At 61.6% G+C, this 26,572-nt stretch carries 20 protein-coding genes; 11 read left to right on the top strand and 9 right to left on the bottom strand.

Annotated elements, in window-relative coordinates; translation table 11 throughout:
- Nucleotides 1-3 precede the first annotated feature (3 nt).
- The 4 genes from NTD84_RS14180 to NTD84_RS14195 all read left to right on the top strand — a co-directional run bounded on the left by NTD84_RS14180 (nucleotide 4) and on the right by NTD84_RS14195 (nucleotide 3,882).
- Nucleotides 4-528, top strand: a complete 525-nt coding sequence (locus tag NTD84_RS14180) for an MFS transporter (RefSeq protein WP_410017350.1) — start codon at nucleotides 4-6, stop codon at nucleotides 526-528.
- Nucleotides 529-687: 159 nt separating this feature from the next.
- Nucleotides 688-1,383 (top strand): HPP family protein, encoded by a 696-nt coding sequence (locus tag NTD84_RS14185; protein ID WP_262166488.1) that lies wholly within the window; start codon nucleotides 688-690, stop codon nucleotides 1,381-1,383.
- A 237-nt stretch (nucleotides 1,384-1,620) separates the two neighbouring features.
- Nucleotides 1,621-2,727, top strand: coding sequence for an enoyl-CoA hydratase/isomerase family protein (locus NTD84_RS14190; RefSeq protein WP_262166490.1), 1,107 nt, complete (start codon nucleotides 1,621-1,623; stop codon nucleotides 2,725-2,727).
- Between the two features lie 3 nt (nucleotides 2,728-2,730).
- On the top strand, nucleotides 2,731-3,882 hold the full coding sequence (locus tag NTD84_RS14195; protein ID WP_262166493.1) for an acyl-CoA dehydrogenase family protein: 1,152 nt from the start codon (nucleotides 2,731-2,733) through the stop codon (nucleotides 3,880-3,882).
- 152 nt (nucleotides 3,883-4,034) lie between these two features.
- On the opposite strand, the gene NTD84_RS14200 is transcribed toward NTD84_RS14195, so the two are convergent.
- The 6 genes from NTD84_RS14200 to NTD84_RS14225 all read right to left on the bottom strand — a co-directional run bounded on the left by NTD84_RS14200 (nucleotide 4,035) and on the right by NTD84_RS14225 (nucleotide 10,957).
- Nucleotides 4,035-4,808, bottom strand: a complete 774-nt coding sequence (locus NTD84_RS14200; RefSeq protein WP_262166495.1) for an enoyl-CoA hydratase — start codon at nucleotides 4,806-4,808, stop codon at nucleotides 4,035-4,037.
- 13 nt (nucleotides 4,809-4,821) lie between these two features.
- A complete protein-coding gene (locus NTD84_RS14205; RefSeq protein WP_262166498.1) occupies nucleotides 4,822-5,949 on the bottom strand; it encodes an acyl-CoA dehydrogenase in 1,128 nt (375 codons plus the stop codon).
- 139 nt (nucleotides 5,950-6,088) lie between these two features.
- Nucleotides 6,089-7,282, bottom strand: a complete 1,194-nt coding sequence (locus tag NTD84_RS14210; protein WP_262166501.1) for an acetyl-CoA C-acyltransferase — start codon at nucleotides 7,280-7,282, stop codon at nucleotides 6,089-6,091.
- An 11-nt stretch (nucleotides 7,283-7,293) separates the two neighbouring features.
- Nucleotides 7,294-8,055, bottom strand: coding sequence for an SDR family NAD(P)-dependent oxidoreductase (locus NTD84_RS14215; RefSeq protein ID WP_262166503.1), 762 nt, complete (start codon nucleotides 8,053-8,055; stop codon nucleotides 7,294-7,296).
- A gap of 16 nt (nucleotides 8,056-8,071) precedes the next feature.
- The gene (locus tag NTD84_RS14220) at nucleotides 8,072-9,736 is read right to left on the bottom strand and encodes an AMP-binding protein (protein ID WP_262166506.1); all 1,665 of its coding nucleotides are present in this window, start codon (nucleotides 9,734-9,736) and stop codon (nucleotides 8,072-8,074) included.
- Between the two features lie 204 nt (nucleotides 9,737-9,940).
- Complete coding sequence (locus tag NTD84_RS14225) at nucleotides 9,941-10,957, bottom strand: AraC family transcriptional regulator (protein ID WP_262166508.1); 1,017 nt, start codon at nucleotides 10,955-10,957, stop codon at nucleotides 9,941-9,943.
- Nucleotides 10,958-11,258: 301 nt separating this feature from the next.
- Here NTD84_RS14225 and efeU point away from each other — a divergent pair, with 301 nt between their 5' ends.
- From efeU to efeO (NTD84_RS14245), 4 genes are all read left to right on the top strand, one after another.
- On the top strand, nucleotides 11,259-12,116 hold the full coding sequence (gene efeU / locus NTD84_RS14230) for an iron uptake transporter permease EfeU (protein ID WP_262166511.1): 858 nt from the start codon (nucleotides 11,259-11,261) through the stop codon (nucleotides 12,114-12,116).
- Nucleotides 12,117-12,221: 105 nt separating this feature from the next.
- Entirely contained in the window at nucleotides 12,222-13,421 is a 1,200-nt protein-coding gene (gene efeO / locus NTD84_RS14235) for an iron uptake system protein EfeO (protein WP_262166513.1), read from the top strand.
- 16 nt (nucleotides 13,422-13,437) lie between these two features.
- Nucleotides 13,438-14,736: an iron uptake transporter deferrochelatase/peroxidase subunit gene (gene efeB, locus NTD84_RS14240; RefSeq protein WP_262166515.1), complete on the top strand. Its 1,299-nt coding sequence runs from the start codon at nucleotides 13,438-13,440 to the stop codon at nucleotides 14,734-14,736.
- A 20-nt stretch (nucleotides 14,737-14,756) separates the two neighbouring features.
- On the top strand, nucleotides 14,757-15,581 hold the full coding sequence (gene efeO / locus NTD84_RS14245; protein WP_262166517.1) for an iron uptake system protein EfeO: 825 nt from the start codon (nucleotides 14,757-14,759) through the stop codon (nucleotides 15,579-15,581).
- Between the two features lie 54 nt (nucleotides 15,582-15,635).
- On the opposite strand, the gene NTD84_RS14250 is transcribed toward efeO (NTD84_RS14245), so the two are convergent.
- Both NTD84_RS14250 and pssA read right to left on the bottom strand, forming a co-directional pair.
- On the bottom strand, nucleotides 15,636-21,038 hold the full coding sequence (locus tag NTD84_RS14250; RefSeq protein ID WP_262166519.1) for a hypothetical protein: 5,403 nt from the start codon (nucleotides 21,036-21,038) through the stop codon (nucleotides 15,636-15,638).
- 81 nt (nucleotides 21,039-21,119) lie between these two features.
- Complete coding sequence (gene pssA, locus NTD84_RS14255; protein ID WP_262166520.1) at nucleotides 21,120-22,463, bottom strand: CDP-diacylglycerol--serine O-phosphatidyltransferase; 1,344 nt, start codon at nucleotides 22,461-22,463, stop codon at nucleotides 21,120-21,122.
- A 148-nt stretch (nucleotides 22,464-22,611) separates the two neighbouring features.
- Here pssA and NTD84_RS14260 point away from each other — a divergent pair, with 148 nt between their 5' ends.
- Together NTD84_RS14260 and NTD84_RS14265 are read left to right on the top strand one after the other, a co-directional pair.
- Nucleotides 22,612-23,175, top strand: coding sequence for a TetR/AcrR family transcriptional regulator (locus NTD84_RS14260; RefSeq protein ID WP_262166521.1), 564 nt, complete (start codon nucleotides 22,612-22,614; stop codon nucleotides 23,173-23,175).
- 55 nt (nucleotides 23,176-23,230) lie between these two features.
- Nucleotides 23,231-23,707 (top strand): nuclear transport factor 2 family protein, encoded by a 477-nt coding sequence (locus NTD84_RS14265; protein ID WP_262166523.1) that lies wholly within the window; start codon nucleotides 23,231-23,233, stop codon nucleotides 23,705-23,707.
- Between the two features lie 121 nt (nucleotides 23,708-23,828).
- Here NTD84_RS14265 and sfnG read toward each other — a convergent pair whose 3' ends face one another.
- Nucleotides 23,829-24,920: a dimethylsulfone monooxygenase SfnG gene (sfnG, locus tag NTD84_RS14270; RefSeq protein WP_262166525.1), complete on the bottom strand. Its 1,092-nt coding sequence runs from the start codon at nucleotides 24,918-24,920 to the stop codon at nucleotides 23,829-23,831.
- A gap of 344 nt (nucleotides 24,921-25,264) precedes the next feature.
- Here sfnG and NTD84_RS14275 point away from each other — a divergent pair, with 344 nt between their 5' ends.
- Complete coding sequence (locus NTD84_RS14275) at nucleotides 25,265-26,503, top strand: acyl-CoA dehydrogenase family protein (protein ID WP_262166527.1); 1,239 nt, start codon at nucleotides 25,265-25,267, stop codon at nucleotides 26,501-26,503.
- The last annotated feature ends 69 nt before the right edge of the window (nucleotides 26,504-26,572 follow it).

Below are 26,572 nucleotides of genomic sequence, written 5' to 3' on the forward strand. Positions count from 1 at the left end.
ACCGTGTTGTGCCGCAGGATCAGATTGAACGGCGTGTTGATGTGGATCAGGTCCGGCCGAACCGCGCGAAACTGTCCCTGGGCGACCATTGCCGCTCTGCTCGCCTGCAATGCCATCAGCGTTATCCTGCTGCAATACCAGATCGGCCGTTTCCTCAAGCGCGAACAATTGCGCTACTGGATCGCCGGCGGCACCAGCCTGTTCATCGTCGGCCTGATCGGCTTCAGCCTGGCAGACAGCCTGGTGTCCTGGTGCGTGGCGATGTTCATCTTCACCCTCGGCGAAATGATCATCTACCCGGCTGAATTCCTTTTCGTCGACACCCTGGCCCCGGAAGAACTGCGAGGCAGTTACTACGGCGCGCAAAATCTCGCGGCCCTTGGCGGTGCGCTGAGCCCGGTCATCTGTGGCTTCCTGCTGATGCACACCCCGGCGTCGACGATGTTTTATGCCCTGAGCGGGCTGACCGCCATGGGCGGCTTCCTGTGTTTCATGAGTGGTCGCAGGGTCGCCTTGCAGCAAAAATAATGAACTCAAACTGCATTAATATGAATTTGTCAGCATGTTCAATGAAAGGCACACTGTGCCTCGTTCCTCCCCCAAGTTGTTGGAACACTTCAAGGGCTTTCTGGGAATTCCAGCTAAGCCTTTTTTTTGCCCGGATTTTCGCTACGGATCGATTAGCCCATGTTTGCTCGCTGGATACCTTCCGCCATCAACACCCGCCCTTTGGAATGGAGCCGCGCCGCCATCGGCATGGCGCTGGGCACGCTGTTCAGCGTCTGGTTGTGCTCCCAGGTGTTTGGCGTTGAAGTGGCGCAACACTTGCTGGGGCCGCTTGGCGCATCGGCGGTGTTGCTGTTTGCGGTGTCCTCCGGGGCGCTGGCACAACCCTGGTCGATACTCGGCGGCTACTTGAGTGCGGGCGTGATGGCGCTGCTGGTCGCTCACGTGCTCGGCCGCACCCTCGGCAGTGCATGCCTGGCGGCGGGAATGTCGCTGATCCTGATGTGCTGGCTGCGTTGCCTGCATCCACCGGCCGGCGCCCTGGCGCTGACGCTGGTGTTGGCCGATCCGGCGACGGTCGCCCTGGACTGGAAAGAACTCGGCCCGGTGATGCTCGCTGCCGCGAGCATGCTGTTCAGCGCGCTGGTCTACAACAACCTGACGCGCATTCGCTACCCCAGACGCCCCGCGGAACCCGAACCGGCCATGCCCTCGGCCGACAACCAGGCCATCACTGCCGAGGATTTGAAACTGGCATTGGCGGACATGGAAGCCTTCTTCGACGTCACTCCCGAAGACCTCGAACAGCTGATCCATGCCAGCGAACTGCACGCCAAGCGCCGCAGCATCGGCGAAGTGCTCAGCAGCCGCTCCTGACACCACACAGCCCCTCTGTGGGAGCGGGCTTGCTCGCGAAGAGGCCATGTCAGTCAACCCTTCGTTTGCTGACACACCGCTTTCGCGAGCAGCCCGCTCCCACAATGACGGCGCTGCAAATATGCAGACAGAACCTGCACATATCCCGGTTGTACATCACAAATTTGCACTGGTACGATCCGGGATCGCTCGCGCGCGAGCTTGTCTATAAAGAACAATAAAAGCAGGGAGTTACTGATGACTGCTCAGGTTTCTTCTCCGGGGACTCAGTCCATGGATGCCACGCAAAACGAAGTGCTGGCCGAGGTCCGCAACCACATCGGTCACCTGACCCTCAATCGCCCCGCCGGTCTCAACGCGATCACCCTGGACATGGTCCGCCTGCTGCAGCGTCAGCTCGATGCCTGGGCCAAAGACCCGCAGATTCACGCGGTCGTCCTGCGCGGCGCCGGTGAGAAAGCCTTCTGTGCCGGTGGCGACATCCGCTCGCTGTACGACAGTTTCAAGAACGGCGACACCCTGCACGAAGCGTTCTTCGTCGAGGAATATGCCCTCGACCTCGCCATCCATCATTACCGCAAACCCGTGCTCGCCTTGATGGACGGTTTCGTCCTGGGCGGCGGCATGGGTCTGGTGCAAGGCGCCGATCTGCGAGTCGTCACCGAGAAAAGCCGTCTGGCAATGCCGGAAGTGGGCATCGGTTATTTCCCGGACGTCGGCGGCAGCTACTTCCTGCCACGCATTCCCGGCGAACTGGGGATTTACCTGGGCGTCAGTGGCGTGCAGATCCGGGCGGCGGACGCGCTCTACTGCGGACTGGCCGACTGGTATCTGGACAGCGCCAAACTCGGTGCGCTGGACGAACAACTCGATCAACTGGAGTGGCACGACACCCCACTGAAGGACCTGCAAGGCCTGCTGGCTCTTCACGCGGTGCAGCAATTGCCCGACGCCCCCTTGAAAGCCCTGCGCCCGGCCATCGACCACTTCTTCGCCTTGAGTGACGTGCCGAGTATGGTTGAGCAACTGCGCGAAGTGACCGTCGCCGACAGCCATGAATGGGCACTGGCCACCGCTGACCTGCTGCAAAGCCGTTCGCCGCTGGCCATGGCCGTGACTCTGGAAATGCTGCGGCGCGGTCGGCACTTGAGCCTGGAAGACTGCTTCGCCCTCGAGCTGCACCTGGACCGTCAATGGTTCGAGCGCGGCGACCTGATCGAAGGCGTGCGCGCCTTGCTGATCGACAAAGACAAGACCCCGCGCTGGAATCCGCCGACCTTGCAGGCGCTGGACGCTGAGCATGTCGCGAGTTTCTTCACAGGGTTTGACCGGAGCGGGAGCTGAGCCATGCACGATATCGAATTGAGCGAAGAGCAAGTCATGATCCGCGACATGGCCCGGGATTTTGCCCGCGGCGAAATCGCGCCCCATGCGCAAGCCTGGGAAAAAGCTGGCTGGATCGACGACGGCCTGGTTGCAAAGATGGGTGAACTGGGCCTGCTGGGCATGGTGGTGCCGGAGGAATGGGGCGGCACCTACGTGGACTACGTTGCCTATGCCCTGGCGGTGGAAGAGATTTCCGTCGGCGACGGTGCCACCGGTGCGTTGATGAGCATCCACAACTCCGTGGGTTGCGGACCGGTGCTCAACTACGGCACTGAGGAACAGAAACAGACCTGGTTACCCGGTCTGGCCAGCGGCCAGACCATCGGCTGTTTCTGCCTGACCGAGCCCCAGGCCGGTTCCGAAGCGCACAACCTGCGCACCCGCGCTGAATTGCGCGATGGCCAGTGGGTGATCAACGGCGCCAAGCAATTCGTCAGCAACGGCAAGCGGGCGAAACTGGCGATCGTATTCGCCGTGACCGACCCGGACCTGGGCAAGCGCGGGATTTCGGCGTTTCTGGTCCCGACCGACACGGCCGGTTTCATCGTCGATCGCACCGAACACAAGATGGGCATCCGCGCCTCCGATACCTGCGCGGTAACCCTGAGCAACTGCACGATTCCCGAAGCCAACCTGCTCGGCGAACGCGGCAAAGGCCTGGCGATTGCGCTGTCGAATCTTGAAGGCGGACGCATCGGCATTGCCGCTCAAGCCTTGGGCATTGCCCGCGCGGCATTCGAGGCGGCGCTGGCTTACGCCCGTGATCGTGTGCAGTTCGACAAGCCGATCATCGAGCACCAGAGCATTGCCAACATGCTGGCCGACATGCACACGCGGCTGAATGCGGCACGTTTGCTGATCCTGCACGCCGCGCGGTTGCGTAGCGCGGGCAAGCCGTGTTTGTCGGAAGCGTCCCAGGCCAAGCTGTTCGCCTCGGAAATGGCCGAGAAGGTCTGCTCGTCAGCGATACAGATTCATGGCGGGTACGGGTATCTGGAGGATTACCCGGTGGAGCGCTACTACCGGGATGCGCGGATCACGCAGATTTATGAAGGATCGAGCGAGATTCAGCGGATGGTGATTGCCCGGGAGCTGAAAAACTACCTGGCGTGACCCTCTGTAGGCGCGAGCACGCTCGCGAGGGTGGTCAACGATGACGCGCGGCGCCTGAATTAACGCGGCGCCCTGGCGTTTTTCGCGAGCAGGCTCGCTCCTACAGGGGATTTTTGCGGCATTCCGATGGGGGCGCGTTTGAATGCGCTACATTATTTGCCTTGGAACTTCGCCTCCCGCTTGGCAATAAACGCCGCCATCCCTTCCTTCTGATCCTGCGTCGCAAACGCCGCATGGAACACCCGACGTTCAAAACGCACGCCTTCCGACAGGCTCACTTCAAACGCGCGGTTGACGCTTTCCTTGACCATCATCGCAATCGGCAACGATTTGCTGGCGATCAACGTCGCGACTTTCAGCGCTTCATCCAGCAGCTCATCGCTCGGCACGATCCGCGCGACGATGCCGCAGCGCTCCGCTTCCACCGCGTCGATCAGGCGACCGCTCAGGCACATTTCCATGGCCTTGGCCTTGCCCACCGCACGGGTCAGGCGCTGGGTGCCGCCCATGCCCGGCAGCACGCCGAGGTTGATTTCCGGCTGACCGAATTTGGCGTTGTCGCCGGCCAGGATGAAGTCGCACATCAGCGCCAGTTCACAACCACCGCCCAGGGCGAAACCGTTGACCGCGGCGATGATCGGCTTGCGACGGTTGGCCACGCGATCGCTGTCGCTAAACAGGTCGTCAATGTAGATCTGCGGGTAGGTCAGCTCGGCCATTTCCTTGATGTCGGCACCGGCCGCAAAGGCTTTCTTCGAACCGGTCAGCACGATGCAACCGATGTTCGCATCGGCTTCCAGGCCATCCAGGGCGTGGTTCAGCTCGCTGACAATCTGCGCGTTCAACGCGTTCAGCGCCTGCGGGCGGTTCAGGGTGATCAGGCCGACACGGCCCCGGGTTTCCAGCAAAATCGTTTCGTAACTCACAATGGACTCCTTCTTAAAGACTGCGCGAAATGACCATGCGCTGAATATCGCTGGTGCCTTCGTAGATCTGACACACCCGCACGTCGCGGTAGATCCGCTCCAGCGGGAAGTCGTTCAGGTAACCGTAACCGCCGAGGGTTTGCAAGGCCGCGGAGCAGACCTTTTCGGCCATTTCCGAGGCGAACAGCTTGGCCATCGACGCTTCGACCAGCGCCGGCTTGCCGCTGTCACGCAGCGCCGCGGCGTAATGCACCATTTGCCGGGCGACAGCGATCTGGGTAGCCATGTCTGCCAGGCGAAACGCGACCGCCTGATGCTCGATGATCGGCTTGCCGAAACTCTCGCGCTCACGGGCGTAGTCCCGGGCCGCTTCGAACGCGGCGCGGGCCATGCCGACCGCTTGCGACGCGATGCCGACGCGCCCGCCTTCGAGGTTGGCCAGGGCGATCCGGTAGCCTTCACCCTCCTCGCCCAGGCGGTTGGCCACCGGCACTTTGACGTCTTCGAACAGGATCTGGCAGGTGTCGGACGCGTGCTGGCCGAGTTTGTCTTCGACGCGCGCGACTGTGTAGCCCGGCGAATCGGTGGGCACGATCAGCGCAGTGATCCCGCGTTTGCCGGCGCTCGGATCGGTGACCGCGAACACAATCACCACCCCGGCGTTTTGCCCGGAGGTGATGAACTGTTTGCAGCCGTTGAGCACGTAGTGATCGCCTTCAAGACGGGCACGGGTTTTCAGGCCGCTGGCGTCGGAGCCGGCCTGGGGTTCGGTCAACGCAAAGGCGCCGAGCATCGCGCCGCTGGCCAATGGCTTGAGGAAGCGCTCTTTCTGCTCGTCGTTGCCATAGTTGAGGATCGGCACGCAACCCACCGAGTTGTGCACGCTCATGATGGTCGAGCAGGCGCCGTCGCCGGCGGCGATTTCTTCCAGGGCCATGGCGTAGGCCAGGTAACCGGTGTCGCTGCCGCCCCACTGCTCCGGCACCAGCATGCCGAAGAAGCCGAGCTCGGCCATTTCGCCGATGGCTTCCCTTGGGAATCGATGCTCGCGGTCCCATTCGGCGGCGAACGGTTTCAGCCGTTCCTGGGCAAACTGCCGGGCGGCTTCGCTGATTTGTTGTTGTTCGTCATTGGCAATCATGGTGAATCCTTGAATCGAGTTGCGACGCAGAACCCTGTGGGAGCCAGCCCTGCTGGCGATAGCGTCGGGCCAGTCGATGCCGGCTTTTATGACACACCGTCATCGCCAGCAGGCTGGCTCCCACAGAAGTGAGGTTGGCCTAGTACAGGCATTCCACGGCCATCGCCGTCGCTTCACCGCCGCCGATGCAGATGGCCGCGACGCCGCGTTTCAGGCCTTTCTGGCGCAGTGCCGAGAGCAAGGTCACGAGGATCCGCGCGCCCGATGCACCAATCGGGTGGCCGAGGGCACATGCCCCGCCGTGCACGTTGATCTTCTCGTGGGGAATCTCCAGTTTGGTCATGGTCACCAGGCTGACCACCGCGAACGCTTCGTTCACTTCCACCAGATCGACTTCATCCAGCGACCAGCCGGTTTTCTTCAGCAACTTCCTGATCGCGCCCACCGGGGCCACCGGGAACAGGCCCGGCGTATCAGCGAACGCCGCGTGCCCATGGATCACCGCCAAAGGCTTCAAGCCACGCTTCTGTGCTTCGGAACGGCGCATCAGCACCAGCGCCGCCGCGCCATCGGAAATAGAACTGGAGTTGGCCGCGGTCACCGTACCGCCTTCGCGGAACGCCGGTTTCAGCGAGGCGATCTTGTCCAGCTTGGCTTTCGGTGGTTGTTCATCGTTGCTGATCAGCACCTGCTCTTTGCCGACAGTCACGGTGAGCGGGACGATTTCATCCTTGAAGCTGCCGTCCTTGATCGCCTGCTGTGCGCGGGTGGTCGAGGCGATGGCGAATGCATCCTGGGCTTCGCGACTGAAACCGTTGGTTTCAGCGCAATCTTCGGCGAAGGTGCCCATCAGCCGGCCTTTGTCGTAAGCGTCTTCGAGACCGTCGAGGAACATGGAGTCCAGTACGCGACCGTGGCCCATGCGGTAGCCGGCGCGCGCGCGGTCCAGCAGGTAGGGTGCGTTGGACATGCTTTCCATGCCGCCCGCGACCACGACTTCAGCGCTGCCGGCGATCAGCATGTCGTGGGCCAGGATCGCCGCTTCCATACCCGAACCGCACATCTTGTTCAGGGTGGTGCATCGGGTCGATTTATCCAGCCCGGCGCCCAGCGCCGCCTGACGTGCCGGGGCCTGACCGAGGCCGGCGGACAGCACGCAACCAAACAGCACTTCTTCAACCGCCTCCGGCGCCACGCCGGCCCGTTCGACGGCGGCTTTGATCGCGGCAGCACCAAGCTGCGGCGCGGTGAAGCTTTTCAGTTCGCCCTGGAACCCACCCATCGGGGTGCGGACGGCGCTGACGATAACAATTGGATCGTTGGACATAGTCATGACAACTCCTCTTACTTGGCGGCCATGCGCAAGGCGCCGTCGAGACGGATCACCTCGCCATTGAGCATGCTGTTCTCAATGATATGCCTGACCAGCGCGGCATACTCGCCCGGTTTGCCCAGGCGCGGCGGAAAAGGTACGCCAGCGGCCAGGGAGTCGCGGGCTTCCTGGGTCATGCCGGCCATCATCGGCGTTTCGAAAATGCCTGGGGCGATGGTCATCACACGGATGCCGAAGCGCGCCAGTTCGCGGGCGGCGGGTAAGGTGAGGCTGACGATCGCGCCTTTGGAGGCGGCATAGGCCGCCTGGCCGATCTGCCCGTCATAGGCCGCCGCCGAGGCGGTGTTGATGATCACCCCGCGCTCGCCATCGGCGTCCGCCTCGGTTTCAGCGATGGCGGCGGAGGCCAGGCGCAGCATGTTGAAGCTGCCGATCAGGTTGACGTTGATCACCTGGCTGAAACTGGACAATGCGTGCGGACCGTTCTTGCCGAGGATCTTCTCGCCCCGGACGATGCCGGCGCAGTTGACCAGACCGTTGAGGCCGCCAAAGGCCTTGACCGTGGCCTGCACTGCCGCTTCGGCCGCGGCTTCATTACTGATGTCCGCCACCACGCTCTTCGCGCCGAGGCGTTCAGCCTGGGCCGCGACCGCTTCGGCATTCATGTCCACCAGCATGACGTTGGCGCCAGCCTCGACCAGCATTTGCGCCGTGGCCGCACCGAGCCCGGAGGCACCGCCGGTGACGAGAAAAACCTTGTTTTCGATCTGCATGATGGTTTCCTTGGATTCAAGCTGAAACGTTCTTCGCCGCGGCCTCTTGAGCCTTGGCGATTTCCTGGTTGCGCAAGATAAAGCGCTGCAATTTGCCGCTTGGGGTTTTCGGCAACTCGCTGACAAATTCGATTTCACGGGGGTACGAGTGCGCGGCCAGGCGCTTGCGCACGTGCTGGCGCAGTTCTTCGGCCAGTTCCGGCGCGGCACGGTATTGCGCGCTGAGCACCACGAAGGCTTTGACCAGTTCGGTGCGCTCCGGATCGGGTTTGCCGACCACGGCCGCTTCGACGACGGCCGGATGCTCGATCAGCGCGCTTTCCACGTCGAACGGGCCCACGCGGTAGCCGGAAGTGGTGATCACGTCATCGCTGCGACCGACGAAGCTGATGCTGCCGTCCGGGTTCCATTCAACGGTGTCGCCGCTCAGGTAGTAGTTGCCAACGAAGGCTTTGGTCGGTGCGCCTTCGTAGCCATTGAACCAGCACATCGGCGATTGGGGACGGTCAATGGCGAGAATGCCGGGCTGGCCGACGCCCAGCTCCTTGTATTCATCGTCCAGCACCACGATGCGATGGCCCGGCGAGGCAAAACCGGCGGCACCCATGTGAATCGGGTGTTCGAGTCCGTGGTGGTTGCACAGGACCATGCCCAGTTCGGTCTGGCCGTAATGGTCATGGATCACCACGCCGAGGTTGTCGGCAAACCAGCGGATCACTTCCGGGTTCAATGGCTCGCCGGCGCTGCTGACGATGCGCAGCTTGCCCTTGATCGATTGGGCGAACTCGTCGCCGCCAGCGATCAACAGGCGATACGCGGTCGGCGAACCGGTGAGGTTGGTGATCCCGTACTTGTTGATCACCCGGCAGGTACTTTCCAGGGTGAACGGGCCATCGTAGAACGTGATCGGATGCCCCATCGACATCGGTCCGGTCACGCCGAAATAGATGCCGTAGGCCCAACCCGGATCGGCGACGTTCCAGAATGCGTCTTCCGGGCGCAGGTCCACGGCGTCACGGGTGTAGCTCTGGAATGCAACGATGGCCTTGAGCGGCACCGACAAGGCTTTCGACGGACCGGTGGTGCCCGAGGTGAACATCAGCAGGAACGGGTCTTCGCCGGTCAGCAGCACCGGCTCGCACGCGGAGGAATAATTGGCCAGTTCGGCCCAGAAACTGAAATCGCCGCGGACAATGCCCTGGCCCTTCGCGCCGCCGACGGTCACGATGGCCGGGCAGTCGGCCACGTCAGCGAGTTTGGAACGATTGACCGCATCGGTGACCACGACCTTGGCGCCCGAGCAGCTCAGGCGGTGCTCGATGGCTTTCGGCCCGAACGCAGTGAACAACGGCTGGTACACCGCGCCGATGCGCCAGGTGGCGAACACTGTGATCAGTAATTCGATGTTGCGCGGCAGCAGGCCGGCGACCTTGTCGCCCTTCTGCACGCCCTGGGCCAGGAGGAAATTGGCAAAACGCGCGGCTTTGTCCTGCAGATCGCTGAAGGTGTACGTCGCACTGCTGCCATCGCGGCCTTCCCAGAACAGCGCAATGCGGCCTGGCAACGCATGCCGGTCGCAACACTCGACGCAGGCATTGAGGGCCGTCAGATTGCCCGCGAGGGCGGCGTCGACGGTGTGCTGGTAATCGAACTGTGACGTAGCAGACAGGTAATCGCGCATTGCCAGAATCCCTTTGTATTTTTATTAGGTTGGGGGAACCGTAAAAACCAGGGAAATACTCGCCCCGCGCGGGGTGGCGGGCAATGGTCAAAGTTATCAAGTTGCTTGACTGGTTTGGCCAAGGTTTGAGGGATGTGTCGTCCGGGTGGGCCTCATTGCGGGCAAGCCCGCGAAGGCGTCAGCCGCCTCAATGCAAAATCCGGATCAGGTCGCTTCGTTGAGAATCAGGCTGCGGTAATGCCCCGGATTCGACCCCGACCACTTGCGAAACGCCTTGTAGAACGAACTCGCATCGGCAAACCCCAGTCGTGTGGCGATTTCGGCGAAGCTGATGCTCGGCTCCGCCAGCCAGACGATGGCCAACTCCTTGCGCACGCTGTCCTTGAGGCCCTGATAGGTCTGCCCTTCTTCCGCCAGCCGTCGGCGCAAGGTCGACGCCGACATGCACAATTGCTGCGCCAACGGTTCGGTTTCCGGCCATTGTTCGGCGGGTAATTGCCGCAGGTCCTGCTTGATGCGACTGGCCAGGCTCTCCGGGTCGCGGTACTTGACCAGGATGTTCGCCGGCGCATGGGCGAGGAATCGCTTGAGCTCTTCGGCGCTGCGCTTGATCGGCAGATCGAGGCAATCGGCGGAGAAAATCATCCGCGTGCGCGGCCGGTCGAAACGCAGGTTTTGCGAGAACATCACCTGATAGTCGTCGCAGAAGTCCGGCTGCGGACAGCGCAACTCGATAGCCAGAATCGGGATGCGTCGCCCCGCCAGCCAGCAGGCCACGCCGTGGACGATCATCCAATAAGTGAAATAGGTGAAGGCGCGACGCGGGTCCTGGTCGTCTTCCAACAGCACGATTTCCGCGAGGCTTTGCTGGCGCACCAGCTGCGCCGGCAGGTGTTCAAGCATCAGCGACAGGAACGCCAACCCCGAGGCCAGGCCGGCGGCGAGGCTCGGCTGGACCATCGAGCTGCGGCACAGAAACGCCAAGCTGCCGGATTTGAGTTTGCGCGGGTCCATGCCAAAAAATTCGTCGTCGTGCCGCCGGGCGAGCAAACGCCACAGACGCGCATAGGACGTGGCCGGGACGCGCGCCTCGACGGACTGCAGCAGCGCCGGATCGATACCGACCTTGTCCAACACCTCGTCGGAGGCAGCGCCCTGGGCGCAACTTTGCAACAGCGCTTCACGCACCAGTTGCATGGAAATGGTGTCTTTTTCCGACATTGAGCGCGGTGAGCCCTGTTGTTTTTGAGTGTCGGCATCTTACCGCAACCGCCCATCCATCGCAGATCCCCATTGTGGGAGCGGGCTTGCTCGCGAATGCGGTCTTTCCGTTAAAAATGCAGCGACTGACACACCGCATTCGCGAGCAAGCCCGCTCCCACGAGAGGATCTGCGCGGGCCACCGATTCCAATCTTCAGAGTTGTTCAGCTTAGGTTCAGGTTAATGTCAATGGTTGCCATTTGGGAATGAGTGTCATTATGTTACAAATTAGCATCCCTATCTGATCCGAGACGCCGCTGAATGCTCGTTCCCTTTCTGATCATGCTGCGTGAAGGCATTGAAGCTGCACTGATCGTCGGCATCATCGCCAGTTACCTCAAGCAAACCGGCCGCGGCCAATGGATGCCTGCCGTGTGGATTGGCGTGTTTCTCGCCGCTGCACTGGCGCTGTTGGTCGGCGGCGGTCTGGAGCTGGTCAGCGCCGAATTCCCGCAGAAGCAACAGGAACTGTTCGAAGGCGTGGTCGGCCTGGTGGCGGTCGGCATTCTCAGTTCCATGGTGTTCTGGATGCGCAAGGTGGCGCGTTCGATCAAGCATTCATTGCACGTCTCTCTCGATCACGCGCTGGCCGGTTCGAAGCATCAGGTGACTGCGCTGATCGCCATGGTGTTCTTCGCCGTGGCCCGGGAAGGCCTGGAAACCGTATTTTTCCTGCTCGCGGTGTTCCAGCAGAGCGAAGGCCCGGGCGCGCCGATCGGAGCCCTGCTCGGCCTGATCCTGGCGATCGTTATTGGTTTCCTGATCTACAGCGGCAGCATGCGCCTGAACCTTGGCGCATTTTTCCGCTGGACCGGCCTGTTCATCCTGGTGGTCGCCGCCGGCATTCTTGCCAACTCGGTGCAGGCGCTGCACGAAGCCGGGGTCTGGAACCACCTGCAAACAGTGCTGTTCGACTTCAGCGCCGCGCTGCCGATGGACAGCCCGCTCGGCTCGGTGCTGGCCGGTATGTTCGGTTATCAGGAAGCCCCGACCGTCAGCACCCTGGGCGCCTATCTGATTTATCTGGTGGTCGCGCTGGTGATGTTCTTTCTCCCGGCGCCAGCACCCCATGCCAACCCTCGTGGGAGCGAGCCTGCGCGCGATGGTCGTAAACGATGACGCGGAAATCCTGATTCCCCGCGGTGCCCTGAGGTTCATCGCGAGCAAGCTCGCTCCTACAGGGCCATTTTCAAACTATTACATTTCCAGTCAGTAAGGGCCCCCATGCCAAATCAAGCCCCACCCCAGGCCTCCCCTCCCCGCGCCTTGCGCTGGGCGGTGGCCGGTTCGGTGATCGTGATGATCGCTGCCGGCGGCCTGTTCTACTACGCGTCGAAAATGGCCGCGGCCAAGCGTCAGAGCAACCATGACGAAGTGCTGGTGACCATTCAATCGCACAGCTGTGAGCCGAATGCGCTGACCGTGCCGGCCGGTCGCGCCAGTTTCCGCATCGTCAACCGTTCGGACCGGGCGGTTGAATGGGAAATCCTCGACGGCGTGCTGGTGATCGAAGAACGGGAAAACATCGCCCCCGGCCTGAGCCAGGTGATCAACGCCAACCTGTTGCCCGGCGATTACGCGATCACTTGCGGCCTGCTGAGCAACCCGCGCGGCACACTGCACGTCACGCCGACCGCAGCCTCCGAGGCGGCTGCCAAGGCCAGGCCGTCAATGGTCGCGTTCATCGGGCCATTGTCGGAATTTCGCGTGTACCTCAGCAGTCAGGGCTCTGCGCTGGTCAAAGCCGTCACTGCCCTCGAGCAAGCCATCGAGGCCGGCGACCTCAGTCAGGCGCAAGCCTTGTATGTGCCAGCCCGCGCCGCCTATCAACGCATTGCCCCCGCCGCGCAACGCCTGGCCGAGCTTGACAACGCGATCAACGCCCGCGCCGATTACTTTGAAAAACGCGAGCAAGACCCCGGTTTCAGTGGTTTCCATCGCCTGGAATACGCACTGTTTCAGCAACGCAACGTCGATGGCCTGACGCCGGTAGCCCAGCGCCTGCTGACCGACGTTACTGCCCTCAAGCAACAACTGCTGGCTCAATCGCTGCCGCCGGAACAACTGGTCAGCATCGTCGTGCGCAACCTCAACAACCTGGGCGACGTGCGCGCCAGCAGCGGCGAAGAAGAGCGTTACAGCCATACCGACCTGAACGGCTTCGCCGGCAACCTCGAAGCGGCGCGCAAAGTCGTCGACCTGTTGCGGCCGCTGCTGGCCAAGTCCGCGGCCGACCTGCTGCCGCGCATCGACGGCGCCATCGCCAGCCTCGATGCCCAACTCAATGGCTTCAAGGTCAATGACGGCTACGCGAGCTACGACAGCGTCAGTGCCGAACAGCGCAAACAGATCGCCGACAAGGCCAAGGCCCTGGCCGATGCACTCGACGGAATCGATCCCGCCCTTGGCCTTTCAGGCCTGTAGCAGAAGACCACTCCAGATGAACGATACAGAGCAATTCAACCTTCAGCGGCGCCGGGTCTTGATGGGCATGGGCGCCGCCGGTGTGGCCCTCGCCGGTTCGGCGCTAAGCTGCCCGGCCATGGCCGCCAGCCCGGCGCAGGTCACCGAAGCGCCGAGCAGTGAAAAAACCGAAGACCGCCACGATTTCTACGGCCAGCACCAGAGCGGGATCGTCACCCCGCGCCCGGCGTCCGGCATGCTGGTGTCGTTCGATGTGCTGGCCAGCGATCGCGACGACCTGGAGCGGCTGTTCCGCACGCTCAACGAGCGCATCGCCTTCCTGATGAAGGGCGGCCCGGTGACCCAGGTCGACCCGAAACTGCCGCCGGTGGATTCCGGGATTCTCGGGCCGGTGGTCACCCCGGACAACCTGACCATTACCGTGTCCGTGGGCGAGTCGCTGTTCGACGAACGCTTCGGCCTGGCCGACGCCAAGCCGAAGCGCCTGAGCCGCATGGTCGGCTTCCCCAACGATGCGCTGGAGGCCGATTGCTGCCACGGCGACCTGAGCCTGCAGTTCTGCGCCAACACCACCGACACCAACATCCACGCCCTGCGCGACATCGTGAAAAACCTGCCGGACCTGCTGCTGGTGCGCTGGAAACAGGAAGGCAGCGTGCCACCGCAAGCCCCGGCGAAACCCGGCATACCGGCGCAGAGTGCGCGTAACTTCCTGGGCTTTCGCGACGGTTCGGCCAACCCCGACTCCAACGACGCCAAGGCCATGGACCGCCTCGTCTGGGTGCAACCCGGCAGCGATGAACCGACGTGGGCCGCCAACGGCAGCTATCAAGCGGTGCGGATCATCCGCAACTTCGTCGAACGCTGGGACCGCACGCCGTTGCAGGAACAGGAAAGCATCCTCGGCCGGATCAAAAGCACCGGCGCGCCCATGGGTGGCAACCACGAAACCGAGGTGCCGGACTACGCCAAGGACCCGCAAGGCAAGCTGACCCGACTCGACGCGCACATCCGCCTGGCCAACCCGCGCACCGCGGCAAGCCAGGCGAACCTGATCCTGCGCCGGCCGTTCAACTACTCCAACGGCGTGAACAAGAACGGCCAGCTGGACATGGGCCTGCTGTTCATCTGTTACCAGGCGGACCTGGAAAAAGGCTTCATCACCGTACAAACCCGACTCAACGGCGAACCGCTCGAGGAATACCTCAAGCCGGTCGGCGGTGGGTATTTCTTCACCCTGCCGGGTGTGACGGGCGACCAGGACTTCATCGGTCGCGCGCTGCTTCATGCCACACAACCCACCACAAACACCTGACCAACACACGGAACCGTCCCATGAAAAAGTCGCCACTCGCGTTACTGCTGACCCTTGGTTTGCTCAACACCCCGTTTTCGGCTTTTGCGGCGACGGCGCCGCTAGAGCTGGTCGGCCCGATCTCCGACTACAAGATCTACGTCACCGAACAGCTGGACGAACTGGCCAGCCACACCCAGCAATTCACCGACGCGGTAAAAAAAGGTGACCTGGCCACCGCACAAAAACTCTACGCGCCGACCCGGGTTTACTACGAGTCGATCGAGCCGATTGCCGAACTGTTCAGTGACCTCGACGCGTCCATCGACTCCCGCGTCGACGACCATGAAAAAGGCGTGAAAGCCGAAGACTTCACCGGTTTCCACCGCATCGAGTACTCGCTGTTCTCCGAAAAGAGCACCCAAGGCCTGGGCGACCTGGCCGACGGCTTGAACAAAGACGTCAAAGATCTGCAAACCCGCGTAGCCGGCCTGACTTTCCCGCCAGAAAAAGTCGTCGGCGGCGCCGCAGCGCTGCTGGAAGAAGTCGCGGCGACCAAGATCTCCGGCGAGGAAGACCGCTACAGCCACACCGACCTCTATGACTTCCAGGGCAACATCGACGGCGCGAAGAAAATCGTCGACCTGTTCCGTCCACAGATCGAGAAGCAGGATGCTGCGTTCATCGCCAAGGTCGACAAAAACTTCGCGACGGTGAACAAGACCCTGGCCAAGTACAAAACCAAGGACGGCGGCTTCGAAACCTACGACAAAGTCAAGGAAAGCGATCGCAAGGCGCTGGTCGGGCCGGTGAATACACTGGCAGAAGACCTGTCGACCCTGCGTGGGAAACTCGGCCTGAACTGAGTTTTTGCAACGCCTGACGGGCTCCTTTGCGGCAATCGCAAAGGAGCCGCGGCGTCAAACGCGCTGGGCAGGATTCAGTGGCGTGAACCCCACGAGGGGCGGACCAGAGGGATGCCCCTGACGATCCACGCCGTACCACTTGCCGTTGGCTTGAATGGCCGTTGCATTCGAACCGAGGCGAACGCCTTTCAGAATCGCGTGCTCAGCGTCCATCCACCCCGGAAGCTTTTGCCCCGCCAGCGCGACGGGCAATCCTCCAAAGAAACTCCTGACTTGCTCAAGACCGTTCTGCAACCGTCCGAGGCCATTCTGGGTGACCTCGAAGACGCCGCTCGTTATCAGATGAGCGAAGCGCCGCACGCCCCTGGCAGTGCCGATGATCAGGTCCGGGATGCCGCTCAACGGGTTGATCACCGAAGCAACCGAGCCCGTGGTGATTTTCAGCACTTCGAAGGCCTTGACCTTGATGGGTGCAATCGTCCTGACCGCGCCAATGGTTTTGCCCGCTCCGCCGACCAGGCCGAAAAGGCTGGACACCGCATCGGTGACGCAACCGATCGAGCCATTGATCAGCCCCATCCGCGTGCCGTCCCTGAGGTCGCTCACGCAGCCGACGAAGGGAATGAGCCGCAGCAGGAAATCACCAATTTTTTGCCAGAACGCCACCTGTTTTTCCCGGGGCGTTTCGCCTTTGGCTGCCGCATGAAAAAATGCCTTCTGCCCCTGCAAAAGGTTGTCGTTGATCACCCGCTCGGCGATTTTGGCCACTTTGCTCGAGAAATAACTGTTGGGTACATAAGTGCCTGGATCATCGGCCCCCACCAGCGCAGTGCCGGGCAGGCTGCCGCCCAGCCGTTCGATAATCAGTCTGGGTGAATGGGTGTTGGCGGTCGGGTCGGTTCCGGTCGAATAGGCCTTGAAATCGAACGGCAGGCTAGTGCCACGCTGCACATCGACATTGACGGCGGAGCCCTTGCTGACTCTTGCCTTCTCCACTTTTATCTCACCATCGAGCGGCAGTGTGCGGGGCAGATCCGTGCGTTTGATGATCTTCATCTGAGCAAGGAACACTTCAAAGTAACTGACATCACCCGCGTGCTCGCAACGGATCAGTGTGCCGAAATGTCCGCGGAATGAGTCCCGAAGTTGCGGCGTTTCATCTTCTTTCAAGCTTCCGGTCTCTTCCCGCAGCGTGAACAACTCTACCGTCCCCAACTCCAGGCATTGGCGATCTTGCAGCGGCAGTTCGGAAAACAGCAATTTGGCCGGCGCCAGGAAGCCCTGCTGGAATTCGCTGAAATAGCGATCGACAGACGCGGTCAGGACGTTGTTGAGGTCGGGTAGCTGCCGGATTTTCTGATTCAGTTGCTCGGCGTTGATGCCCTTGCTGGGTATCCACCAGTCGCCTGCCGTCAAGTCACCGGCCATGTAGACCTCGATCAAGCCGTGGATGCGTCCTTCCAATGCCTCCAGATTCAGGGTCGCCGGAAGGTTTTTTGACCACAGCTGCAGGGCTTCGATGTCAGCGACACTGGTCGCGGGGAACACCTTGCGAAGTTCGATGATGGCCAGCTCCCGGCGGGTTTGCAGCGGTTGAGTGATGGCCTGGAACGCCTTGGCCAGTTCGGCGCGCTGGCGCGCCAGCAGGTTCGCTGCGTGCTCATAATCTCCCGGCGAATAGGATGACGACGGGCGCTGACGGATCAGTCCGTTCATGACGCCCCACGCCACGGTGATATCGACGCCCAGGCTCTGAAACAGCAGGCGGTTTTCCTCCGTGACCGGATCGAGTACCGCAATGGCCATGAGTTGTTCATCGGTCATGCCCCGCGAGCAGCCAGGATGGCTGGCTTCTGCGATGTCGACACCCAGGCGCAAGGTCATCCAGCCGGCAGACCCCATGACGACGCCTTTGCCGACCTGATGCACCAGGAGTTCCGGCGCTGCGTCGGCCAGAAACAGATGGGCTACCAGCGGCGCCGCCAGCTCGCTGACGCCTTTGTTGTCAATCAGGTGCGCTTCAATATCGCTGCGGATCGCCGCCGCATCGCGTCCCATGTTTTTCGGTTGATAGACGTCGTAACCGGCGACGCTGCCGGACTTGCCCGACGCCTCGGGATCTATGTTCAATTTGATCGCCGTCAATAGCAGCTGTTGGTAGTGACGTACAGACGCGGTCTGCCCTTCAGCGGCGCCGAACCAGTCGAGCTTTTCGACGAGTGTCTGCCCCCACGCGTCGGATTGATCGGTATCCAGCATTTGGCCAACCAGCGTGTCGGCCTGGGTACGCCGGTCTTCCAGCGAAGTATCCCCCAGCAACTCGGCGCCCAGGGCATCGATAATGGATGGCGCGCCGTTCAGCAGTGCCTTGGACGCATCGACGAGCGCGGTCCTGGCCACTTTCGATAGGGCGACGGAGGCTGCGTCGCCCGCCAACAAGTCGACTGCGTAGTTGCCCAGCGGCGGCGATGGCGGTAACGCGGTTTTCAGCCAGCGAATGATGTTGCGCACTTCGCCCGCATTCCTGGGGGCATCGAAGCCCTTGAAACGAATGACCTGCAACAGGTCGAAGGATTCGCGGCTGTACAGCGAATGTCCGGTCTTCTCCGTCTGCTGAATCAACGTGTCGAGTTGCAACTTCAAGGCTGGCTGAGCGTTAACGGCGCCCGTCAGGTCAACCCACTGGGTCTCGTGCAACACCTGGATCTTTCGTTCGCTGACTCTGACCGGCATCTCGCGGCAATCGATGTGTTTAGCCTGGCAAAGGTCGATCATCGCTGGCAACGCTAAAAAATCGTTCAGATGCTGGCGTATAGCCTGGCTCTCCTGGGCGAGAGACCGACTCACGCCAGCCGCGGCGACATCGGCCAATGCCAAGGTCGCGTTGTCGGGTTTGTCCTTCACGCTGTGTTCAAGTGCGTGGACCAGTGCCGCACGGGCTTCTGCCTCTTCCGCCGCGAGCTCAACCCGCTCAAGGGCTTTTTCCAGCCGGGCCTTTTTGCCGGTGGTGAACTCGGGCCAGCCTGAGGCCTTCAATTCGCTGGCAAGGTTCTTTGCTTCCGCTTCAGAGGTGGGCGGATTGACCCCGTAGAACGCCAGTACCACATCCGGGGGGATGGCGTTCGACTCATCGTTGACATGACACAACCCGCTGTCGTCAGGATCGAGCACTTGCAGGATCGGCAGCAGTTGCTGTGAAACCTGCCACCAGCCCGAGTTATCCCACAGGGTGAACGTCTCCGTGGTGGCGATTCCGTCACGGGTGACCAGCCCAGTAACGCAATCGTGGTGGATACGCAGCGTCGACGGGTCGAGGCCCTGAACGGTGAAGAAATCAAACAGCCCCGTGTCGTTCAAGGCGTTTTTGTAGCGTTCGACCGGCTCATGAATCAACGTGTCCTCGGGTATCGATAACGGAACGTTGTGGTTGGCATCCAGCAGGGCAATGACGCTGTCACACAAGTCTCGATCCGCGCTTGACGTTGCATCGGCGTCGTTCAGTGTCTCCAGCGTCCACTGCGCCGCGCGCTTTCGTCGATCCGAGCGTTCGGGCGGCTCATGGCCTGCGCTGATGATTTCATCGAGCAATGCAGCGCTGGTGATGTGCGGGCTCCAGGGCACCGGTTGCTCTAACAGGAGAACAACATCGGGCACTAACTGTTGATCCAGGTGAGGATCGGCATGGGTTGAGTTGGCGATTCGCGCCTGGACAGCCTTCGCCACCTCCGGCACGCGCTCCAGAAACGACTCGACCCCCTCGACCATTGTTCTGCGTAAGCCGGGATCTGTTTCCGGGGCGAAGTGCCTGGCGAGGGCCGGCGCCGGGTCGGCGAACCAGCGACTGTGAAACGCGTTCACCGCCGCGTAAATCGCGGCCCACATCACGCTGGCGCTGGCACGCGGGTGTCGTTGGGCGAAACCGGCGGCACCGGTGATGACCGTCGCCCCCGTTGCCCCCAGATACCCGGCTGCGGAGTTCAGCCAGGCCCCCAGCTGGCTGGCCAGTTCTTCCAGCGTCGCCAGGCTGCCGCCCGGTGTGTTGACGGGTTCGGTGGTTTCCGCATAGGGATTGCCGCTTGCACCGTATGAATTCGCTGGAGGCCCTTGGCGCAATGGCGTTCGTACGCCCGAGCCGATGATGCGGTCGATGATATTTCTTGGATCAGGGAGTGCGGCTTCAACAGGGCGCCAGCCGGTCATGGAATGGGTGATCGTGGTCAGAAGCGCATCGGCCTCGCGGAGCATTTGCTCCAGAACGATCGGCGTCGTGGCTCCGGGCAGCGCCTGAGGGCCGGGCTCCCCTGCTCGCCCCGGCAACTTGTTGAGTTGGTCGTTCAGATTGAGCACATACAAAAGTCGTTTCACGAGCCCCAAGGGTACGGACGGGCCACTGCGGGTGACGAAATCGTAGAACTCGCCTTTGCGCTCGATCTCCTCCAGCACCGCCAGCAACGGAAACTCCCGCTCCGGGGCGTTAGGGCCCTGGTTGTAACTCACCAGGTGGTTGTGCGGCCTGAAGGGTTTAAGGAACTCGAAACTCAGCGTTTCTTCAACGGTACGATCAGCCACGGCGGGGTCGGTTTTTTCCAGGATACCGTTCAGAAGCTGATGGATCCTGGTTTCATATTCGCTCGAAACCGCTTCGTTCGTCGTATTCCCGTTGATGACCTGCCTGCACTGGCTCAACAGAAATTGCGCGGCAGCCGGTGACGGTCTGACATGTGATACGTCTTCCAGGTCGACCCACGACTGGCCGGCAGGTTGCCTCTCCAGTTCAAGATCAAGCCGCTGCGCCCAAGCTTCATAAACCCACGGCGGACTCTCTTCGATAATCTCGCGAAGGCATTGCCATTGAGCATTGGTAAGCAATTGGTGCCTGGCGATCTGCTCGTCCCGCTGTTGGCGCGATAACGTGAGTCGGGCCTGGATAAAATCGGCAACCATCGAGTGGCCTTGCGCAAAGTTGAGCCGCTCGCCCAACACGCTTGCCCAATCGTGTGGCGGTAAATCAAAAAGAACCTCGACGATCTCGCGCAGTCGCTGCGGCGTCAAGTCGCCCAGCGGGCGAGTCGAGCGCATGAATGCCTCGATGAATTCTTGCTTCAGTTTTTTTCCGAATACGGTGCACGGGAAACCACTTTTCAGCAGCTGGAGAATCTCCCGTTCCGACAATGGCTGGGTGGTCAGTTGCTCATAAGCGGCAGCCCAGGCCTCGCTTAAGGCGTCCACACTGTCGATGCGGTCACCTTCGCGTTTTGCAGCCGGGTAATACAACGGAATCTCGACGGTGTTGTTGTCCAGGCGGGTGAGCGCCGGGTGGGTCTGGGTGAAGACTCGGGAACTGCTTGAGGTGCTCAAAACCTGCGCTGCCAACCGGATCGAAGCCAATGGTTGATCAGACGATTCAGAGGGCGTTGCGGTACGAGTGGCATTTGCAGCGAGGGACGGGATGGCCAAACTGAATTCCTTTTCCAGGTGTGCACGCCCTCAGCCTAGAGCGGCACACCTGCAAGGAACTATAAAAAAACGCTCTACGGTCTACAGAATGCGGTACAGCAAGCGTTCGATGCGCACCCGGCTCACCCGCTTGAGAAACTTGGCCACCGCCCCCGGATAATCCGGCAGCGCTTCCAGATCCTGATAGCGCTCGATGCGCGTGGTGTGCTGAAAAATCTCCGCCAGTTCGCTGCGACGCGGCCCCAGCCACTCGCCTTTCGGATCATCGATCAGCAGCGCGTTTTCCAGATCGAGGCGGAACGCGCGCGGGTTGAGGTTGTTGCCGGTCAGCAGGGTGTAACGCTGATCGACCCACATGCCCTTGAGGTGATAAGTGTTGTCGCCATCCTTCCACAGGTGCAGGTTCAACTGGCCGCTGTCGACGCTGCGCTGATGGCGCTTGGCAAAACGCCGCAGGCTGATTTCGTAGAGATACGGCAGCGCCGCGATCACCTTGAACGGTTCGCTCGGCGGGATGTAGAAGTCGTTGGCGGTCTTGTCGCCGACCACGATGTCGATCTTCACGCCCCGCGCCAGCGCCCGGTTGATTTCCCGGGTCACGGCCAGCGGCAGGTTGAAATACGGGGTGCAGATCGTCAGTTGATGCTGGGCGCTGGCGATCAACTCGCAGATCACCCGGCTCAACGGATTATTCTTGCCGACGCCGAGCAACGGGCTGACCGACAAGCCATCCTTGACCGTGCTGCCTTGGGTGGTGTCGTACGCGGCGTGCTTGAGGCGGCTGCGCAAGTCGCCGATGTCGTTACGCAGGCTGCGGGTGGTCGGCAGGTTCGGCAGATCGAGGCGGTGCACGGCTTTCGAAGCCATCAGGCCATGCTGGACCAGGTGCTGCATCGAATCGGCCAGGGCGCGGTTGTGTAGCAGGTGATAACGGTCGTAGCGGTATTTGTCGAACTTATGCAAATAGACGTTATTCAGGCTCGCGCCGCTGTAGATCACACAGTCGTCAATCACGAAGCCTTTCAAATGCAGCACGCCGAACAGCTCGCGGGTCTGCACCGGCACGCCGTACACCGGGACCTCGCTGGCGTGGGTGCGGGTGGTTTCCTGATACCAGGCCGAGTTGCCCGGCTGCTTGCCGGCACCGATCAGGCCACGTTGGGCGCGCAGCCAGTCGACAACGACCACCACGTCCAGCTCCGGGCGTGCCAGTTTGGCGGCGTGCAAGGCATCGAGGATTTCCTGACCGGCTTCATCCTGTTGCAGGTACAACGCGACGATGTAGATGCGCTGGGTCGCAGAGGCGATTTTTTCCAGCAGGCAGCGGCGAAACTCGGCAGCGCCGGAAAGGATGGTGACGGCATCGGCGGTCAGCGGAAAACTGCGCAGTTTGGGCAGCAGAGAGCGTTTGAAAAGCGACGGCATAGGGCTCGCAGTGGGTCGAATCCAGAAGGGTTGAGAGCTTACACCATGGATCGGCCGGGGTCTCGTGGGTGTCTGCTCGCGAATACGATTTCACTGGCATCACAAAAACAGGATTGACCAAGAAGAACGATCGTTCTACTGTGCACCCATGAACGAAATCACTCGCAACGACACACGCGACATCATTCTGGATGTCACCGAAAAGTTGATCTATAAAAGTGGCATCGCCGCCACGGGTATGGATCTGCTGGTGAAAACCGCCGGCGTCTCCAGGAAAAGTATCTACCACTACTTCGCCAACAAGGAGGAACTGATCGTCGCCGCCCTGCAACGCCGCGACGAGCGCTGGATGCGCTGGTACCGAGACGCCGTCGATCAGGCCGAATCCCCGGCCGGCCGCCTGCTCAACCTGTTTACCGTGCTCCGGACCTGGTTTGACTCGGAAGGCTTCCGCGGCTGCGCGTTCATCAATACCAGTGGTGAAACCGGCGACCCGCAAGACCCGGTGCGCCTGGTCGCCAGGCAACACAAACAGAAACTGCTCGACTACGTGCGCGGGCTCTGCACCGAACATGGCGTAAGCGACCCGGAGACGCTGGCCAGACAGCTGCTGATCCTGATCGACGGCGCCATTACCGTGGCGCTTGTCATGGGTGATCACAGTGCCGCCGATAATGCGCAATGCATGGCGCGAAAGTTATTGGACCTTTAACACTTTTACCCAGCCCGACAACGTGCTTTAACTTCAATTGATAGGGAGACCGTACATGTCTAACGCTGAAGTTCGCCCGCCATTGCCGCCCTTCACTCGTGAATCGGCCATCGAGAAAATCCGCCTGGCCGAAGACGGCTGGAATTCCCGCGACCCGGCGCGGGTATCCCTCGCTTATACGCTCGACACCAAATGGCGTAACCGCGCCGAATTCGCCAACAACCGTGAAGAAGCCAAAGGGTTTCTGACGCGCAAATGGGCCAAGGAACTGGACTACCGCCTGATCAAGGAACTCTGGGCGTTCACCGATAACCGCATTGCCGTGCGTTACGCCTATGAATGGCATGACGACTCGGGCAACTGGTTCCGTTCCTACGGCAACGAAAACTGGGAGTTCGACGAGAACGGCTTGATGGCCCACCGGTTTGCCTGCATCAACGACCTGCCGATCAAGGAAAGCGAGCGCAAGTTCCACTGGCCGCTGGGGCGGCGGCCGGATGACCATCCGGGTCTGTCCGACCTGGGCCTGTAAACGTTGAGCAACAATGTGGGAGCGAGCCTGCTCGCGATGGCGGAGTGTCTGTCGCCGCAATAGAGACTGATCCACCGCCATCGCGAGCAGGCTCGCTCCCACAATGATGGTTTGCGGTACGTCAGGCGACGGCCGCCGATTTCACCGCAGCCTCTGCCTCCAGTTCCCGCACCAATGGCAATACCCGTTTGCCGAAATACTCCACCTCTTCCTGAAAGTGCAGGAACCCCGCCAGCACCAGGTCCACCCCCACCGCTTTCAATGCGACAATCCGTTCGGCAATCTGCTGCGGCGTACCGATCAGGTTGGTCTTGAAACCGTCGTTGTACTGCACCAGGTCTTCAAACGTCGATTTCGCCCAGTTGCCCTCGCCTTCCGGCGACGCCCTGCCCGCCTGTTTCGCCGCGTCGCCAAAGGCGTTCACCGCGTCTGGATCGGCCTCGTCAATGATCTGCGCCAGCACCGCCCGCGCCTCCTCCTCGGTGTCGCGAGCGATGACAAACGCGTTCACCCCAACCTTCACCGAGTGGTTGTTGACCGCCGCCTTGCGCCGGATATCGTCGACCTGGGCCTTGATGCCTTCCGGGCTGTTGCCATTGGTGAAATACCAGTCCGACACCCGCGCCGCCATGTCCCGCGCCGCGCGCGAGCTGCCGCCCTGGAAGATTTCCGGTTGGCCCAGAGGTTTCGGTTTGAGGCTGTAATTGTCGAAACGGTAGAAGTCGCCGCGAAAGGTGAAGTTGTCCTGGCTCCAGATGCCTTTGAGCGAGCGAATGAATTCCTCGGAACGGCGATAGCGTTCGTCGTGTTCCAGCCAGTGCTCGCCGATGGCCTGGAACTCGCCTTTGAACCAGCCACTGACGATGTTCACCGCAACCCGGCCATTGGTCAGTTGATCGATGGTCGCCAGTTGTTTGGCTGCCAGCGCCGGTTGCCACGGGCCGGGCAGAATTGCGGCGATCACTTTCAGCGTGGTGGTGGCGGCCAGCAGCGCGTGACTGAAGGCGACGGATTCATGCTGGTATTCAGCACCGTAACCGGCGGTGAAGCGAATCTGCGTCAGGGCATATTCAAACCCCGCCGCCTCGGCCAGTTGCGCCAGTTTGCGGTTGTAGTCGATGCCCCAGTGGGTACGTTGCTCGATCTTGCTGACCACCAGCCCACCGCTGACGTTCGGCACCCAATAGGCAAATTTGACGGCTTGCTGACTCATAGGCGTGTCCTCGGGACGTTGGGGAAGTCCTTCGGGCTAGAGCAGCAAGCGTGCCAGCGCTTGTCATCGCCAGTCCTGGGCCTGATTCGAAACCCTGTGGGGGCGGGCTTGCCCGCGATGGCGGTGTGTCAGCCATAGAGATGTCGACTGAACCTCCGCTATCGCGGGCAAGCCCGCTCCTACAAGTTTCTGGGTGTATGTGAGGCAGTTTGTTGCCGTGCTGTTGGCGCAGCAACACTTCAAGCCCGATTTACTTCCACAGCCCCAGCAAATGCCCGCTGACCAGTCCGGCATGGACCCTGCAATCCCCTTTGGCCTCCACTGCCAATCAAGGAACCGAGCCCATGACCGAACACCAGGTAATCAACCCACTGTCCATTGGCACCGACTACGAAGCCTTGGCCGCGCGATTCCGCCCCATCTTCCAGCGCATTGCCGCCGGAGCCGTAGAACGTGAGCAGTCGCGCAGCCTGCCCTTCGAGCCGATTCAATGGCTCAAGCACGCCGGTTTTGGCGCCGTACGGGTGCCGGTGGAATACGGCGGCGGTGGCGCCTCGCTGCCGCAGTTGTTCGAACTGCTGATCGAGCTGGCCGAAGCCGATTCCAACGTGCCGCAAGCCCTGCGCGGGCATTTCGCCTTCGCCGAGGATCGTTTGAACGCCGCGCCGGGACCGGCACGGGATGTGTGGTTCAAACGCTTCGTCGAAGGTGACATCGTCGGCTGCGCCTGGACGGAGATCGGCAGCGTGGCAATTGGCGACGTGATCACAAAAGTCACGCCCCACGGCGACAGCTGGCGACTCAACGGCGAGAAGTTCTACAGCACCGGCAGCCTGTTTTCCGACTGGATCGACGTCTACGCCCAACGCAGCGACACCGGTGGCGACGTGATCGCGGCGGTGCGCACGCATCAGCCGGGGATCGTGCAGAGCGATGACTGGGACGGTTTCGGCCAGCGCACCACCGGCAGCGGCACGTCACGGTTCATCGAGGCCGAAGTCGAGGCAGAGAACGTCATCGATTTCGCCAGCCGTTTCAAATACCAGACCGCGTTCTATCAATTGGTGCTGCTGGCCACCCTCGCCGGCATTGGTCGCGCGGCGCTGAACGATGTGGCCCGTCAGGTCCGCGAGCGCAAGCGCATCTACAGCCACGGCAATGCACAGCGCGTCAGCGAGGACTCGCAGGTGCAGCAAGTGGTCGGGGAAGTGTCTGCGTGGGTGTACGCCGCCGAGGCCAGCGCATTGAAAGCCGCACAACCGGCACAGCAGGCCTATCTGGCGCGGTTTTCCGGGGATGAGACTCGGGAGCAGGCGGCCAATGTCGCCGCCGAGATCGAATCGGCGAAGGCGCAGGTGGTGGCGTCGGAATTGATTCAGCGGGCGACCACCGAGTTGTTCAATGCGCTGGGGGCGTCGGACATCCGCGAAGGCAAATCCCTGGACCGGCATTGGCGCAATGCGCGGACGGTGTCGTCGCACAATCCGGTGATCTACAAGGCGCGGATTGTCGGGGATTGGGCGATCAACGGGACCGAGCCGCCGTTTGTGTGGCAGATCGGGAATGGGCCGGCCGTCAAGTGATTTAGCGTCTGGAAGTCAGCCTTCGCGGGCCACCCCCCCCCCCCACCCGGAACCCACTTGGGGGCGGGG

Origin of the sequence: Pseudomonas sp. 14P_8.1_Bac3 (assembly GCF_025466085.1) — a bacterium.
Taxonomy (GTDB): domain Bacteria; phylum Pseudomonadota; class Gammaproteobacteria; order Pseudomonadales; family Pseudomonadaceae; genus Aquipseudomonas.

Excerpts from the sequence above, each read along its gene's own strand:
- NTD84_RS14260 (WP_262166521.1), top strand. The coding sequence starts at position 22,612 with ATGAACGAAATCACTCGCAACGACACACGCGACATCATTCTGGATGTC.
- efeO (WP_262166513.1), top strand. The coding sequence starts at position 12,222 with ATGCCAAATCAAGCCCCACCCCAGGCCTCCCCTCCCCGCGCCTTGCGC.
- NTD84_RS14225 (WP_262166508.1), bottom strand. The coding sequence starts at position 10,957 with ATGTCGGAAAAAGACACCATTTCCATGCAACTGGTGCGTGAAGCGCTG.
- sfnG (WP_262166525.1), bottom strand. The coding sequence starts at position 24,920 with ATGAGTCAGCAAGCCGTCAAATTTGCCTATTGGGTGCCGAACGTCAGC.
- NTD84_RS14210 (WP_262166501.1), bottom strand. The coding sequence starts at position 7,282 with ATGACTATGTCCAACGATCCAATTGTTATCGTCAGCGCCGTCCGCACC.
- NTD84_RS14215 (WP_262166503.1), bottom strand. The coding sequence starts at position 8,055 with ATGCAGATCGAAAACAAGGTTTTTCTCGTCACCGGCGGTGCCTCCGGG.
- NTD84_RS14185 (WP_262166488.1), top strand. The coding sequence starts at position 688 with ATGTTTGCTCGCTGGATACCTTCCGCCATCAACACCCGCCCTTTGGAA.
- pssA (WP_262166520.1), bottom strand. The coding sequence starts at position 22,463 with ATGCCGTCGCTTTTCAAACGCTCTCTGCTGCCCAAACTGCGCAGTTTT.
- NTD84_RS14275 (WP_262166527.1), top strand. The coding sequence starts at position 25,265 with ATGACCGAACACCAGGTAATCAACCCACTGTCCATTGGCACCGACTAC.
- NTD84_RS14220 (WP_262166506.1), bottom strand. The coding sequence starts at position 9,736 with ATGCGCGATTACCTGTCTGCTACGTCACAGTTCGATTACCAGCACACC.
- efeB (WP_262166515.1), top strand. The coding sequence starts at position 13,438 with ATGAACGATACAGAGCAATTCAACCTTCAGCGGCGCCGGGTCTTGATG.
- efeU (WP_262166511.1), top strand. The coding sequence starts at position 11,259 with ATGCTCGTTCCCTTTCTGATCATGCTGCGTGAAGGCATTGAAGCTGCA.
- NTD84_RS14205 (WP_262166498.1), bottom strand. The coding sequence starts at position 5,949 with ATGATTGCCAATGACGAACAACAACAAATCAGCGAAGCCGCCCGGCAG.
- NTD84_RS14195 (WP_262166493.1), top strand. The coding sequence starts at position 2,731 with ATGCACGATATCGAATTGAGCGAAGAGCAAGTCATGATCCGCGACATG.
- NTD84_RS14265 (WP_262166523.1), top strand. The coding sequence starts at position 23,231 with ATGTCTAACGCTGAAGTTCGCCCGCCATTGCCGCCCTTCACTCGTGAA.
- NTD84_RS14190 (WP_262166490.1), top strand. The coding sequence starts at position 1,621 with ATGACTGCTCAGGTTTCTTCTCCGGGGACTCAGTCCATGGATGCCACG.
- efeO (WP_262166517.1), top strand. The coding sequence starts at position 14,757 with ATGAAAAAGTCGCCACTCGCGTTACTGCTGACCCTTGGTTTGCTCAAC.